This window comes from Idiomarina sp. D18 (assembly GCF_057748155.1).
The window spans coordinates 1,859,938-1,874,890 of record NZ_CM173240.1; the positions used below are offsets into that span (position 1 = coordinate 1,859,938).

Annotated in this window: 12 protein-coding genes; all 12 read right to left on the reverse strand. The window is 48.5% G+C overall.

Annotation, left to right across the window (positions count from 1 at the left end):
* Positions 1-2: 2 nt before the first annotated feature.
* Positions 3-617, reverse strand: a complete 615-nt coding sequence (locus tag AC3AP5_RS09040) for a CDP-alcohol phosphatidyltransferase family protein (protein ID WP_286682015.1) — start codon at positions 615-617, stop codon at positions 3-5.
* Positions 610-1,242 carry an ATP-binding cassette domain-containing protein gene (locus tag AC3AP5_RS09045; RefSeq protein ID WP_487326556.1) on the reverse strand — a complete coding sequence of 211 codons (633 nt, stop codon included), beginning with the start codon at positions 1,240-1,242 and terminating at the stop codon, positions 610-612. The genes AC3AP5_RS09040 and AC3AP5_RS09045 overlap by 8 nt, the downstream gene beginning before the upstream one ends.
* Positions 1,229-2,803 carry an ABC transporter permease family protein gene (locus AC3AP5_RS09050; RefSeq protein WP_487326557.1) on the reverse strand — a complete coding sequence of 525 codons (1,575 nt, stop codon included), beginning with the start codon at positions 2,801-2,803 and terminating at the stop codon, positions 1,229-1,231. The genes AC3AP5_RS09045 and AC3AP5_RS09050 overlap by 14 nt, the downstream gene beginning before the upstream one ends.
* A complete protein-coding gene (locus AC3AP5_RS09055) occupies positions 2,803-3,888 on the reverse strand; it encodes an ABC transporter substrate-binding protein (RefSeq protein ID WP_487326558.1) in 1,086 nt (361 codons plus the stop codon). The genes AC3AP5_RS09050 and AC3AP5_RS09055 overlap by 1 nt, the downstream gene beginning before the upstream one ends.
* Entirely contained in the window at positions 3,885-6,026 is a 2,142-nt protein-coding gene (gene lpdA, locus AC3AP5_RS09060) for a dihydrolipoyl dehydrogenase (protein ID WP_487326559.1), read from the reverse strand. Before lpdA ends, AC3AP5_RS09055 begins: the two co-directional genes overlap by 4 nt.
* A gap of 11 nt (positions 6,027-6,037) precedes the next feature.
* Positions 6,038-8,338, reverse strand: a complete 2,301-nt coding sequence (locus AC3AP5_RS09065) for a TonB-dependent receptor (protein ID WP_487326560.1) — start codon at positions 8,336-8,338, stop codon at positions 6,038-6,040.
* 13 nt (positions 8,339-8,351) lie between these two features.
* Positions 8,352-9,059, reverse strand: a complete 708-nt coding sequence (locus AC3AP5_RS09070) for a DUF1499 domain-containing protein (RefSeq protein WP_006954833.1) — start codon at positions 9,057-9,059, stop codon at positions 8,352-8,354.
* 64 nt (positions 9,060-9,123) lie between these two features.
* Entirely contained in the window at positions 9,124-9,690 is a 567-nt protein-coding gene (locus AC3AP5_RS09075) for a FlgO family outer membrane protein (protein WP_286682009.1), read from the reverse strand.
* 9 nt (positions 9,691-9,699) lie between these two features.
* Positions 9,700-10,251 (reverse strand): FlgO family outer membrane protein, encoded by a 552-nt coding sequence (locus AC3AP5_RS09080; protein ID WP_006954825.1) that lies wholly within the window; start codon positions 10,249-10,251, stop codon positions 9,700-9,702.
* Positions 10,252-10,323: 72 nt separating this feature from the next.
* A complete protein-coding gene (locus tag AC3AP5_RS09085; RefSeq protein WP_165477441.1) occupies positions 10,324-10,656 on the reverse strand; it encodes a LytR/AlgR family response regulator transcription factor in 333 nt (110 codons plus the stop codon).
* 211 nt (positions 10,657-10,867) lie between these two features.
* Entirely contained in the window at positions 10,868-13,831 is a 2,964-nt protein-coding gene (locus AC3AP5_RS09090) for a TonB-dependent receptor plug domain-containing protein (RefSeq protein WP_006954823.1), read from the reverse strand.
* 161 nt (positions 13,832-13,992) lie between these two features.
* Positions 13,993-14,922, reverse strand: coding sequence for a class I SAM-dependent methyltransferase (locus AC3AP5_RS09095; protein ID WP_272977271.1), 930 nt, complete (start codon positions 14,920-14,922; stop codon positions 13,993-13,995).
* Positions 14,923-14,953 lie beyond the last annotated feature (31 nt).

Here is a 14,953-nt window from a genome sequence, read left to right on the forward strand (position 1 = left end):
TTTTACTCGTATGCCTTGAGCGTTTTAAAGCCGGCCCAAATACGTGTCGTCGTCGTCACCCAGCACACCCCGCCAAATAACCAAGCGATGATGCCAAAATGCTGCGGCAGTAAACACAACACAATAAAAACTGCGAAGGTTTCAAAACCTTCGGCAAGTCCGCCCATGTAATACATCGACTTGTTCGGATAATGCGGGTTGTCCACCCCCCGTTTAGACGCCTGCACGGCAAAGGCTAAAAAGCTGGTACCAGTGCCAACGAAAGACAACATTAAGAAGAGTCCAGGTAACAAGTGCTCGTGTGGACTATTTAAAATAAACCCGACCACCACCGCTTGATAGAAAATAAAGTCCAAGACGATATCTAAAAAACCACCCGCATCGGTTGTTTCAGTACACCGAGCAACGGCACCATCAAGCCCATCCGCAATACGATTAAATAAAATAGCGATAAGCGCCAGCTCAAACGCACCCACGGCGAGTAGTGGCAGTGCCAACATACCTATAATAAACCCTATTAGGGTCACTTGATTCGCCGTTATAGAACGCGCAGCGATCCATTGTCCGGGTTTATTGAGCAACCGATGCAATGGCGGAATCAAGTAGCGATCAATCATAGTAGTAATCTTCTAAGTTGACGATGTTGCCGGGGGCATCCTGTACATCATGCGTCACCAAGATGGCAGGCATGCTGGCTGCTGTCAGCGTTGTCCAAGTAAAATCGCGTATGGTCTTTCTTAGTTTTACGTCGAGCGCTGAAAAGGGTTCATCAAGCAGTATACTCTTAGGTGCCGATGCAAGACTGCGTAACAAGGCAATGCGGGCTGCTTGACCACCACTGAGCTCCGTTGGGTAGGCCGTGGCGTAGTCCGCGAGTGCAACCGAATCGAGCTCTTGTTTTACCCAGTCGTGCCGCGCTGTATCATCACCCTGCTTAGTAGCGAGTGCAAACAATAGGTTTTGCTCGACGGTCATGTGTGGAAATAAATCCACTTGCTGTGTCACTAACCCTATCTGTCGGCGTTCAATGGGTAACGCTCCTACATCCTCGCCGTTGAGTTTGATCTGACCTTCAATCGTGATGTCAGGTTGCGGTACACCCAGTATCCACTGTAATAAACTTGATTTACCAATACCGCTCGTACCTGTCAGCGTCAGTACTTCACCGGCTGATACAGTCAGCGATGGAATCACTAACTGATGATATTTAAACACCATAGTGAGATGATTAATTTCGAGCACGTGTCCCCCATAAAGCCAACATGAATACGATCCAAACACTCGCCCATTGTGCCAGGGCATAGACACTACCGAGTCGCCAATCCCCGCCCGACGCAATGCTGACAGCCTCAGTCGTCAATGTAGGATGGGTCACCGGTGCCAGCCATTGAGTTGGTAAATACTGAGCTACACTGATCGAAAATGCCATCGCCCAAGCTAAAGCTAATGGTCGCTTTAACATGGGAACTAATATTTTAAACCATGCCGCCCAAGGACCATACCCCAGACTGCGCGCCTGCCAGAGCCACCGTCTAGGGTACGCATGGTAAGCCCCGTGCAATGTTAAGTACGCATAAGGAAAACAAAACACAGTATGAGACCATAACAACCCAATCAACCCGCTATCGGGCCCAATGGTCTGTTGCCAGCCCAAAACCAAAACTAATTGCGGCACCATCAGCATTGCCAGCCAGCCAACGTGCAGTTGATGTTGCTGACGTTGCGCCTGCACTTCCAATAGTGCGACGGCTGACAACCAAGCTAGCGTGGCACTTAGTACGGCGAGTATCCAAGTGTTGTAAAGCAAAGGTGCGATATAGGGCCATTCGGCGAGCCAACGTGACCATTGCCAACCCTGCGGCCACAAGGACGGATAAAACCACGACTGCTGAACTGACTGCAGTAATAAACTCATAAAAATAATGACTGCCAATCCCGCCCAAAACCAAGGGAGACCCGCACGTTTACCTGTGGTTTGAGCGACGGGTGTCCGCTTTCCGCTTGCAGCAAGGGAGCTAAGCCAACGCTGCAGTACCCATTCGACGACACGTAGCACGACTAAGGTGACTATAGCCACAAGCACCAAAAGCAACGAACCCCAATGGACTAATCCTTGCGTATTGCTAGTAAACTGCCAGTTCAGCTCAAACACTGCCTGTGCCAAAAGTGCGGGCGCGTTAGGCCCAACGAGCAATGGAATGTCGACCACAGACACGGTGTAAATGGCAATGATGTAAAGCGGCAAACGGATTCGTCTAAGTAAAGCGGGTACGACTATCAACCACCAAAACCTGCGGCGACTGTAACCTAACGCCTGTGCTTGCTGTTGCCAGCGTAGAACGGGCATTTGTTGAACATTCGCCTGCGTCATTAGTATTAAAAATGGTAGTTCTTTGAGCACTAACACCACCATCAGGGTAAAGGCGCTTTTGCTACTGAGCCAACTGGACTGTAAGGGCCCTTGCCACATGGGTAATAACGCGTCGACGATACGCACTAACCAACCCGACGGACTCACGAGCCATAATAGACCAATGGCGAACGCAACATGGGGGACGGCAATAAAGCTCGCCCACGTCGCACTGAGGCGCTTACCCCGAGCCAAGCCAAGGGCACCAAAAAGTACTATCAGGCTGGTTATCAACGTCACCGCGAATGTCAGCAAGGCACTACCGCTCAACGCCCTGAATGCATCGCTCAACGCCCCTTCAAAAGACGCCGTTGTGCTTTGCCAGAGCACAACGCCCAACGGCAGTATTAACCACAGCAATGCTATTGCTACGCGCACCATACGACTTATCATTAGCGCGGATATCGTTGTTGCCACTGTTGCTCTAAATAGGTTTGCCAACTGACATGAAACTCCGCCGCGACTGGCAGCATCGCCGGCGTATCGGGTAGCGCGATATCCAATACTGTCGGGTCGCCCCAGCCCGATAAGTCAGCTTTTTTGCGTTGTGCGGCCTCTGATAGGAAAAAGGTAATCACCTGCTTCGCGGCCTGGGGATGACCACTGCTCTTTGGAATCGCTAAATAATGACTATTGGTGATAGCCGCATTGCCTAAGGTGATGCGTTTGGTGCCCGCCGGCACTCGTCCCTGATTGACGAGCGTTTTAACCTCATTCGGATTAAACGACGGCGCGACATCAAGTTGCTTGTTAGCGAACCAATTTAGTTGTTGTGCCGCACTCGACGGGTAATTCTCACCGCCTTGCCATAATAACGGCTGTAACTCGTCTAAGTAGGTCCACAAAGGTGCTGTCAGTTTTTCGGCGTCGACCGCATCGACAGGCTTGAGAAATGCTTCATCTTGCTCAGAAAGCGACAGCAATAATGATTTTAAAAACGTGGTGCCATGAAACTCCGGCGGTTTAGGATACGTAATACGACCGGGATGTTCGGCAGCATACTCCAGTAATTCCGCGGCACTGATGTGATCACCGGCAACGCATGTGTTACAGGTCAACAGATAGAACTGTCCGACGCCCCACGGTACCTCGAGGTCGGCGACCGGTTCACCAAAGTCGCTTTGCCAACTCAGCTGATCATTCAATCTCTCTTTAATATTCAGCTCGGTGAGTATCGGCATCAGGCGATCAGCCTCTTTCAACGCATGAAAGTTCTCGCCATTAATCCATATTAAATCGGCGTTGCTCTGACCATCGACCAGTTGTTTGACTACCTCGGCGATATCAGCCACCTTCACGTGTTGTAACTGAATACCTTGCGGTCGCAGTTCCTTGGCTGCCCAGCGAATGTAATCATTAATGGTGGGATTACCGCCCCAGGCATAAAAGTACACGGGGGTCGTTTGTTGTTGCGCAGCGCTCGGCGCAACATAGCCCAAGTACATAATAACAGCCAGTAATAGAGTGAGACGTTTCATGATCGTAACCATCGGTGTAGTTTCTCAACCCACTTTAACAGTTTTTCGGGCGCATGCGCGCGCTTCCACTCACCTGCTGCATATTTGTTCGCCTCAGCCAGAGTGGGGTAACTATGAATAGTTCCAAGAATTTTATTAAGTCCGATCCCCTGCTTCATTGCTAAGACAAACTCGGCCAGTAACTCCCCCGCCTGGGGACCGACAATATTAACCCCTAAAATCGTATCTTTACCCGGCTCAGTCAGCACTTTTACACGTCCGTTGGCATTGCCATCGGCTATCGCGCGATCCAGCTCGGCAATGTCATAGCACGTGGTTTCATAATCAACCTGCTGTGCCTTTGCTTGCTGTTCTGTCAAACCCACATTGGCGACTTGCGGTGAGGTATAAGTGACCCAGGGGATCACCGAGTAATCAACACGAAAGCGTTTGAAACGACCAAACAACGCATTCACCGTGGCATACCATGCTTGGTGTGAAGCAACATGAGTAAACTGATACGGGCCGGCAACATCACCACAGGCATAAATATTGGGCAGGCTGGTTTGCATGAACTCATCGACCTGTATGGTTTTACTCTGCTCAATGCCCAGTTCTTCTAAACCAAAACCTTCCAGATTCGCCTGTCTGCCTAGCGCCAAAAGCACCCGATCGGCGTGCAATGACTGTTCTCCTTGCTCACTTTCGACCGTGAGCTCAACGCCCTGCTCGGTTTGGCTAAAGGCTTTCGCCTGGGTGCCCAGATGCAATGTAACGCCGTCACCTTGAAGCGCGCGTGCAACATAAGTCGACGTATCCGGGTCTTCGTTCGTCAACAAACGCTCACTCATCTCGACCAGATGTACCTCACTGCCCAGTCTTTGAAAAGCTTGTGCCATTTCGCAACCAACCGGTCCACCGCCTAAAATCAATAAGCGTTTAGGTAACTCGCGGAGCTGCCACAGGTTATCCGACGTCAGGTAATCTACTTCGTTGATGCCCGGTAAGTTCGGCACGAGCGGCCGCGCGCCCGTCGCCACTACGATATGTTTAGTAGTTAAGCGACGCAACTCGCCGTCTTGCTTGAGTTCCACTTCCCACGGCGATTTGATGGTCGCTTCACCGAGCTCTACGTTGACACCCAAACCTTGGTAGCGCTCGACCGAGTCATGCGGCTCAATACGTTGTATCACTTGCTGCACTCGCGCAAGCACTTGCTGAAAGTCCACAGATACCGAGTCAACTTTAATACCAAGCTGCTCGCTATGACGCATGTGATGCACTTGATTAGCCACATGCAATAATGCTTTTGACGGCACGCACCCGGTATTAAGGCAGTCACCACCCATTTTGTCGCGTTCAATTAAGGTCACTTTGGCTTTCACCGTTGCCGCGATGTAAGCGCTGACTAAGCCCGCTGAGCCTGCACCAATGACGATAAGGTTATTGTCGTAGTGTTGAGGGCGGGTGAAACCTTTAAACGCCCGACGACGCTTGATAGCTGTAAGTAACCATTTGGCGATCAGAGGAAAGATACCCAATAACACAAACGCGCCAATGAGATCGGCCGAGACCACATCGCCCACTTGTTCAATCTCTGCGAGCTGAGTACCGGCGTTGACATAAACAACGGTACCCAACAACATGCCGACTTGACTCACCCAATAGAATGTCCATGTTCGAATCTGTGTAAGACCTAAAGCCAGATTAATCACAAAAAACGGAAAAATGGGTACCAGCCTTAAGCTCAACAGATAAAAGGCGCCGTCACGCTTGACGCCGCGGTTGATCGCTTCGAGCCGCTGATCAAACTTGTTTTGCACCCAGTCTTTTAATAAAAAGCGTGCACTTAAAAAGGCCAGCAGAGCACCGACCGAGCTGGCAAAACTGGCTAGTAGCAACCCCCAGCCGAGTCCAAAAATGGCACCGGCACCTAAGGTTAGGATCGTGGCACCCGGGATCGATAATGCAGTGACCAAAACATAAGCGACAAAGTAGATAGCAAAAGTCAGTAACGGTTCCGCCTCAAACCAGCCATTAACACGTGTTTGCTGCGCTTTAAGCGTATCAAGATTGAGATACTGCGTAACATCGAACATCACCGCAGCGACAACGGCCGCGATAATCACCAGCGCCAGCAGAATTTTTTTTACAGACACAACGGCTCCTTCTAAAAGCGGTAATCAACAGTCAGCTGCGCATGGCTCGGGAGTGATGGAAAGGCGAGTGTGGAGCCGAAATAGCCGCCCTCAAACACCGGTGACCAATTTTCTTCATCGGTTGCGTTGAACACATCTAAACGCGCACTCAATTGGGCAGTCACTTGATAAGTCGCGTTTAAGTTCAACATATACTGATCACGAATCATCACAGTCTGCAGGTAATCAAGCGGATAGCTCTGGGTATAACTCAAATCACCACCCACCGACCACTGTGGCGTTAGCTGCCAACCTGCGACGGCGGACGCTTGCACTTCAGGAACGCCTTGCAAACGTTGGTTCGAGGCTGGAAAGGCCGCAAAGTTAGGCGCACCCACACCGGTACCATTGATAATGTCCGGTCGTGAATTATCAAACAAGTCCGCGACTTGACGCGTATCTTGAAACGCAGCCGAATTATCATAGTGCGCATCTAAGTAGCTAGCCGCCAGTGTTGCCCAAAAGCCGTTTTCACTACGATAGTTCCACTGCGCCTCGACACCCTGTGTGGCAATTCCACTATTAGAGCCGTCACGGTTGCGCAAGCTACGTGTTTGATCAAATACCACCACATCGGTATACCAGCGACTGTTGACTGGCGCTATTTTGACACCGATCTCATACAATGTATTTTCGGTGGCGAAATTCTGTGAATCAATGACTTGATTCGCATTTAAAACCGTACCGCCCGCCATTGAATTTGAGGTCGAGTCACTTTCGTACGCTGATGCGTAAACCATCACCGCCGTTGAAAGTTGATACTGAGACGACAGGCTAATCGCACTTAACCAGTCATTATAACTATCCTCAGCCGCTTCAAACCCAGCGGGTGGCAGCGGATCTTTCGCGGTCACATCATAGTAATCAAGCCGAGCCCCTGCGGTGACTTGCCAACGCTCAGTCAGTGCCAGCTCATGCTGTGCGAACAGACCCCACTGTTGGCTTAACGAGTCGGTGGTATCCGATAAGATATAATCACCCACGCCGTCGCCATCGTTGTCATAGTTAGTGCCTGGTGAAACAAATAGACCGGGACGCAACTCCACTAATTGTGCCTGTTGCGCTGCTGTCAGCGGAATACGCCGATTTGAGATAGGGCCAGTGAGGTCAGTTGGTAAATCGGCTTCCGTACTGAACTGGCTGTAACCCAATACATCATTGACACGTAAATTGATGCCTACAATGGTGTGATCGTTAATGTGCAATTCAGCCCGGTTTTCGAATGTATGTGCGCCATCAATAATCTCAACAAAGCTGTTTTGGTTAATCCCTTCACGCTCTAAGTATTGATAATACGTACGGTTTACAAAGGTGAGTGCGTCAGACCATTGCTGCTGAAACGTCGAATGAACCAACGTCGTTTTGGCATTATTGATATCCGCCGGATCGGTCAGTACGCGGCTGCGATCAATTTCCACCTCGCCCGTCGGGCTGACGACAGCGTAGGGCCCGGGCACGGTAGAACCATTAGGCTGTACACCTTGTCCGGTAATATAAAGGTTGTCATCGATGAGCGCTTGGGTGGGACGGTTGATACCCGCGTTGTCAGTCCACTCAACATCATAGTATTCAAGCCCGATATCCCACTCCGTGCGGCTGTTCGGCGTAAAGCGATAGGCGACAAATACATCATCGCTACGAGTCGAGGTATAGTCGTAAAAGCTATCATGGTCGACAAACTCAGCACTGACACGTAACCCATGCTTATCACGCTTAAGCACTTCGTTATGGTCGAGTTGCAGACGATATTGACTCCACTGACCCCATTCACCGCGAATCCGTGAGCGCTCTTTATCTGTCAGTGCCTTTTTCGGCAACAAATTAACAAAGCCACCGACGCGCTGGGTCGTACCTAGCATCACCGGTGGTGCTCCTTTCACTACGGCAATCCCTTCGATACTATTAAACGACATTGGCACACCCAAGCCATTGTTACCGGCTTGACGGCGCATACCCGCCTCGAATAGCTCACCGAGTTGCCCACGCATACTCGGGAGTGATGGATTACCAAAACCTGCAGCTGCAAAACTGTTGGGGGCAAACCGAGCAATATCATGTAGATCATTAATTGCCGCTTGGTCCATGAGTGACCGCGATATCATGGTGGCCGAGCGCGGGATCTCCTGCAATGCATTCGATAGCCCAAACAGGCCCTCAATAGGTTCTTCACTCGGCAATACCAGAGTTTCCCCTTCGCCGGTGACCTCGATAATTTCGATAGGTTCTTGTGCCATTACCGACACCGGAAGCAGTGCCAACCACGCATACTTCATCGGGAAATCCTTTTTATAGCTGACTTAAGAAAGAGCGTATACGTTCTGCATTTTTACCCACATCACTGCGACCCACGCGTGACTTACTGCGAATGTCGAGCAGTGTTTCGTCATTTTGCGCCTGAATGCGGATCACCACGTCGTCTTTAAAACCAAACCATGTTGTTGTTGCTGTTGCCTCAATCCGATGTTGCTCATCCGACGTATCGATAATTTCCCAGCCCATATTCTTAGCCACCGTCAATGCCTGCTGATAGAGCTCGTCCGGTGATTTAGAAGAAACATAGGTGGTAATGTCGGGATACGCTTCTTTTTGTTGCTTTGCTGTTTCCTCACCCGCGTATTCCACTGGATTAGGCGCGTTAGCACGCAAAGGTGCAATAGCCACAAATTCAGGCGGGTTAACTGTATCCGTTGAGATATCATGAATAGGCGGCACCGAGGTTGCCGTTTGGTACTGCGTATAAGGTAAATAAAACGCAATAAATGCAGCAATAATAGCTAAAACGCTAAGCCCTGCGCGAGCGCCCTTAGGTCGGCGCACGAATAACGCAATAATGTTTAATATGCCCGCACCGATGGCAAGGTACACAGCCCAACGCAACAACGTGAAGGCACCACCTAAAGTGAGCCATTCGAGTTGATAAAGCGGGCCGGACAAGCCGATTAAAATAAGAGAAAGTAACCCAAGAAAAATTAAGATGGAGTGCAACGCTTTCATAGTCTGTCCCGAACAAATTATTGTTTTATAAGATATTAGACTACGAAAGCGTGGTTAAGCCAGATCAACGAATAATAGGTTGTCCTTCAGATGAGTTAAGACGTGCCGCATCAACGCGCGGAATATAAATGCTCCCCGTACTAACAACATGTCGACTGTTAATATCGACCAAGCGAGCGTTTGCTAAGATTCCGTCACGATAATAGCTATACGTACCGACAACAACATGGGTGATGGGCATGATTTCATCGACTTCGAGGTAGTCGCGTGTTAAGGCAAAGTCTCCTTTGGGCGTAACACGAATAAAGTCCGTTGTTTTGTAATCAATAATGGGCACTTCTCGGCTCGCGAGCTCACCACGCAACTGCTCAGACATCGCTTGCGCCAGTATCGATGCTTGCTGATAAGATGACTCTACACCGACAAAGTCCGTGACGCCGACGTGTGTCTGCGATAAATCGATTTGACTGTTTGCTACCAATTGCTGCGCCAACTGCGTACTGTAGCTATTGATGGGCGCGGGTATTGCGCTTTTGCCGTTATCATCGTAGCGGACTTTTTGCTCCGGCTTAGGTAAAACTGTACAGGCGCTCAAACTCAATGCCGCCGCTATCAAAAGAGTTAATCGCATACTTTTCTCCTACCGACTTCTTTGCAGATGACCATCGATGATCTGGGCACTTTTATTCGGCCAATATAAATGCTTGGGTACATAATGATTAGCAGCCGCCAGCACCGATTGAGAGCGACGATCGAGCACCCGAATGCTGAGCATTACACCATCATCTTCTCGGCTCATGGTCCCCACTAATACCCAGTCTAAGTTGGGATTAAGATTTAACTGCTGTTTATCATTGGTTAGCATCGTCGCCCCCGCAGATGTCAGCGTCACACCATTCTGAGCGCGAAAGTCGATAAGCTTGACATTTCGCTCTGTCAGATGGCTATACAGTGCTTCACTGACTTCATGGCTGACGGAATACAATGCGTTTTCAGACGTCGGTAATTCAAGCGTGTCGGACATCACCCAACGTGTAATCCCTACTTGGGCATGCGCTTGGCGAGGTGATGATTGATTTAACTGTGTTACCAGTTGTTGCGCTAACCTATCAGCGATCTCGTCATAAGGACTAATTGAGTGCGCTTTAGCTGGCAGCACCATTAAGCTGAGTAATATAACCAATACACGCATAAGGTATCTCTGAATTAAGAGTGATGGTGTTGTATCGGCTCGAAATCGAAATAATTTAGTTGGTTAGTGCGCTTAACTAATGCCTAGTCGTTTAAATAGACCTTCGCGGTAGGACTGACCGATACGTATCTCGTCATTATTACTTAACACGAGAAGCGTCAGTCTGCCTAATTCGCTCGTGAGTTCTCTCACATGATTTAAGTTGACGATAACACTGCGGTGCGCTCGGTGAAAACGATTACCGCAAAGCGTATCTGCCACATTTTTCATAGTATCGCGGTGAAGGAGTCGTTCATCGGGAGTGTGAATTTCAACATAATTGGCGGCCCCTTTAATACAGATAATATCGTCGACAGGAATGAAAACGATTTTACCTACCATCCTTACGGGAAATACGTTATCCATACTACGCCAGCATCCATCAGGCTCAGAAAGGTTTAGAACCTGATGGTATGGCACCCAGTTCAAGATGGGATATTTTGTGACTAACACGACATCATTCAACCTAAACGCATCAAATAACATGATTAATAATGCCGTATTTTGTTCTATCTCTCTGTAAGACAAACATAAAAAAAGCCCTCCGAAGAGGGCTTTTTGATTGCGTTTTTTACACTTAGAAACTAAGTGATGCGCGAAGGTATGCGAAACGACCAATGTTGTCGTAGATTGCAGAGCCTGCGCCAGTACCTGTTGTATAACCTGGTAACTCACGGTTGAAGAAGTTATCGACACCTAAAGTAAGACCTAGGCCATTATCGAACTTGTAACCCGCTGTTACGTCAGTAATGACATAAGTGCCATACTGCATTTCGTTACTTGGGTTAGGGTTCGTCTCAAGACTGGTTGGATCGTACAAGTTTACACGGTCAACGTAACGAGTGGTTGTGCCAAACGTCCAGTTGTCGATGCCGTACTGTACAGACAATTGCATTTGCAAGTCTTGGTCACCCAAAACGCCCGCGTAATCAGTGTAGTTATCAGGCTCATCAGCAAATGGGTAGTCTTTTGCTTCGATTGTGTACGTACCGATTAAGTTAGTGCGGAACTGACCACCTAACGCATCAAAGTCGTACGCGAACTCGAAGTCAACACCTGAGTTCAATGAACGCGCGATGTTCAGTGCGAAACCACGGATCAATGTAATCTCAGACGTATCTGGGTCACGTGTGATCAGGTTACAGAACTGGTTATCGATAGTCTCAGCATCCACACAACGGTTTAGGATAGTTTGGAAACCAATGCCACTAATCGTGTCATCGATGTCGATTTCCCAATAGTCAACTGTTGCAGAGAAACCTTCCAACCATTCTGGTGAATAAACGAAACCAGCAGTGATTGATTCTGATGTTTCTTCGCTTAAGTCTGGGTTACCACCCACTAATGTCTCAAGTGTTGCTGAGTCATAGTTCGAATCGAAGTCCGCAGGTACACCTAACGCCGCACAGTTAGCTTCACGACGCGCACGGCCGTCTGCTGATAGCTGAGCTAAGTTAGACACTTTACACGGATCGTCAACACCTGCGAATGACTGGCTTTGGCCTGAGAACAATTCATCGATGTTTGGCGCACGGATCGCTTCAGAGTATGTGAAACGTGAACGTAATTCATCGCTGATAGTCCAGTCTAAACCAACTTTCCACGCAGTAGCGCCGCCGATGGTTGAGTAGTCTGCGTAACGCACTGCCGCATCAAAGTTCAGGTGTTGTACCATGAACATGTCACGTAACAATGGAACGCTGATCTCACCAAAGATTTCTGAAACGTCGTATTGACCGTCCGTTTCACCCAGTGCGTTAAAGAAGGTAGCACCCGTTTTTGCAAAGGGGTCTTCGACCGTTACACTTGATTCATCACGGTACTCAACACCACCCGCAAAACCGATGTGACCGGCTGGCAATTCATACAAGAATGAATTTGAGAAGGTTGCGTTAAATACAGTTTGTTCGATTTCAGAGGTACCGACAGAAGTCGTAGTAACGTAGTCTTGCGACGCTTGGCTTGCCATGCCCAAACCGAATGGGTTGAAAGGCACACAACCATCAGCACGTGCTTCTTCGCTACGACATACGATGTTACCGGTTTCGTCTTCAACCGCGTCCAGTGCCCACTCCATGTTCTGGAGGATTACGTTAGCACCATTTACACGCTCGATGTCTGATTTACCCCACACCAATGAAACGTCATAGCTCCAATCTTGGTTGAGCATACCGTCAAAGCCGATAACTGCGCGTTTTGTTTCACGCGTGTTTTCTTCGATACGGCGACCTGCGTCGTCGTACATACGGTTTAAACCAAGGAAAGGTACGCCAAGCTCATCCATTTGTGATGCCAACGCTTCTGGCAAGAATGGGTTGTCACGTTTGAACAAGTACGGGTAGTTATCCGCTGCGGCACCCGTTGAGAAGAAGCGGAAGAATGGCTGACCGATATTCTGACCTTCACTCTTAACGTACTTCGCGTTCCAGTACATGTTCACGTCTTGCGTAAACTCATAGTTACCTTTGAGGTTATAGTTTACACGTGAGAATTCTGGCTGTACTTCGCTGTAACGACGTAAGTTGATGTAATCACAATCTTGACAGTACAACCTTGCCGTATCGTTTACATCGCCGATATAGGTATCGCGATAAGAACCGTCTGGGTTAAATGTACCTAAGATACCGCCGGTGAACGGGTCCCATACAGTACCTTGATTAGAAATCGCATAGTAACCTGCATTCGGTACTACGATATTATCAGGATATGCTGGATCGTCGAGTTGATCTTCGGTACGCGGGCCATACAGCGCTTCATAACGCATGCTAGCCGTTGACGTTGCAGTCCACGGGTTATCCAATGCATTTAATGAGTCTTGTGCGTTGTATTCTGCTGATACCGCGATGTTACCTTTACCACCGGCAAATGCAGTACCGTATGAGAAAGTATACTTCTCGTTTGAATAGTCGCTGTTTTCAGCGTAACCACGAGTGGCGGTAACATCTAAACCTTCGACGTTTTTCTTAAGGATAAAGTTGACAACACCTGTGACAGCGTCGGCACCGTATACCGCAGACGCGCCGCCGGTGATGATCTCAACGCGATCAATCCAAGCACTTGGAATGGTGTTGGTATCAACCGAGCTAGAACCTGGCGCTGAAGCCACGTGACGTTTACCGTTGACCAATACCAACGTACGGTCAGTACCCATGTTACGTAGGTTCAGTGTACTGATACCTGCCGTACCGATGAAACGGCCTGAGTTAGCAAGTGTGAATGTTGTTGCCAATGCAGGTAAGCGACTCAGTACTTCACCGATGTTCATTGCACCGGTTTCAACGAGATCGTCACCGCTGATTACGGTAACAGGACTAGGTGCTTCGGCACCGATACGGCCGATACGCGAACCAGTAACCTGAATACGTTCTTCAACTTGTGCGTTTTCGCTTTGTACAACTTCCTGCCCAGAAGCAGAAACGACCACGTCTTGATCGTCTTGCTGAGCATCTTGTGCTAAAGCAGGTGCTGCGATAAACGCAGAGCTAACACCCGCCATCAAAATCGTTCTGATAGAACGCGCCAATAATGACTGTTCGTTCATGTTCAGTCTCCCCGAAAATTATTATTATGACGATCCTCTACAACTTGTTAATAGAATCGTTATTCAACGCAGTCCTTTACAAGACTGCGCTCAGGAAGAAGAAAAACACATTTTGATAACAAAGGCAACTTTTTTATAACACTTTTAACAATTTCTGATCGTTACTTGATCGCCTGTAAACAGAAGCCGACTTCACCCGTTTCTGGAAACTCGACGTCTTGTACCATAACACGCTTGAAGCCCGCCTTTTCAGCAGCTTGAGCGAGGTGATCAGCTGATTTCACTTGCTCTACTGCCTGTATCATGTCGTCCATTTGGGCATAATGAAATTTCATGTTATTGAGAAAATCATTGTATACCTGCCGAGCCTCTAGTTTCTTGCCATTTGAAGCAGCTTGTAAAATATGCCGTACAGCCGGGACAAAATTACTGCGCTTAAATGTTGGGTTATTACGATGCGTATGAGCCAGTTGATCGAGCTTACGCTGCGACAACGCCGCTTGCTTGCCTAACGGCTTTCCACGCGCTTCAAGGATAGAGGTATACAAGTTATATACATGTTTCTCTAAGTGGCGAATCAGTGACGGCATTAATTCATACATTGCTTTATTATTGCGCACTAATGTTGAGTTACTTGAATGCACGAGAGCAACAAGCGCGCCATCCTTCTTGAGTTGCGTATGCAAATGCGTCAGCCCCTCGATTAATGGGCCGTACTCTAAGCCGTAGTGCGAGACCACCGTGCCCAATTTTTTGTTGCCGGTTAATTTAAAGCTTTGATATGGCGTTAGTTCACGAACATCCAGCTCGGGGTTAGTAGGTCTCAATGCCGCGCTATCCACGCCTATTAATTGCCACTTTGATTTGTTCTTTTCATTTTTATATTCGTTCAGCCAGCCAATTAGAATGCCATTCCCGCACCCAATATCGACAATCGGTGACTTCGCTTCAAATTCGCTCATGCGCTCAAACCAAAACTTCCGCATTTGGTAGCGTTGCAACGAGGTATTTTTATTTAAGAAACTCGCTTCCGCTCCTGAACGCCAATAATTATCCCACACGTTATTTACTTGCTTTTTTGTGTTGTTCATATACTGCTCTTGTGGTTATGGTTTAAAACAA

What these genes read in the sequence shown, in the direction of transcription:
- AC3AP5_RS09090 (WP_006954823.1), bottom strand. Translation starts at nt 13,831, where the DNA reads ATGAACGAACAGTCATTATTGGCGCGTTCTATCAGAACGATTTTGATG.
- AC3AP5_RS09080 (WP_006954825.1), bottom strand. Translation starts at nt 10,251, where the DNA reads ATGCGTGTATTGGTTATATTACTCAGCTTAATGGTGCTGCCAGCTAAA.
- AC3AP5_RS09085 (WP_165477441.1), bottom strand. Translation starts at nt 10,656, where the DNA reads ATGGATAACGTATTTCCCGTAAGGATGGTAGGTAAAATCGTTTTCATT.
- AC3AP5_RS09050 (WP_487326557.1), bottom strand. Translation starts at nt 2,803, where the DNA reads ATGATAAGTCGTATGGTGCGCGTAGCAATAGCATTGCTGTGGTTAATA.
- AC3AP5_RS09055 (WP_487326558.1), bottom strand. Translation starts at nt 3,888, where the DNA reads ATGAAACGTCTCACTCTATTACTGGCTGTTATTATGTACTTGGGCTAT.
- AC3AP5_RS09040 (WP_286682015.1), bottom strand. Translation starts at nt 617, where the DNA reads ATGATTGATCGCTACTTGATTCCGCCATTGCATCGGTTGCTCAATAAA.
- AC3AP5_RS09075 (WP_286682009.1), bottom strand. Translation starts at nt 9,690, where the DNA reads ATGCGATTAACTCTTTTGATAGCGGCGGCATTGAGTTTGAGCGCCTGT.
- AC3AP5_RS09095 (WP_272977271.1), bottom strand. Translation starts at nt 14,922, where the DNA reads ATGAACAACACAAAAAAGCAAGTAAATAACGTGTGGGATAATTATTGG.
- AC3AP5_RS09065 (WP_487326560.1), bottom strand. Translation starts at nt 8,338, where the DNA reads ATGAAGTATGCGTGGTTGGCACTGCTTCCGGTGTCGGTAATGGCACAA.
- AC3AP5_RS09070 (WP_006954833.1), bottom strand. Translation starts at nt 9,059, where the DNA reads ATGAAAGCGTTGCACTCCATCTTAATTTTTCTTGGGTTACTTTCTCTT.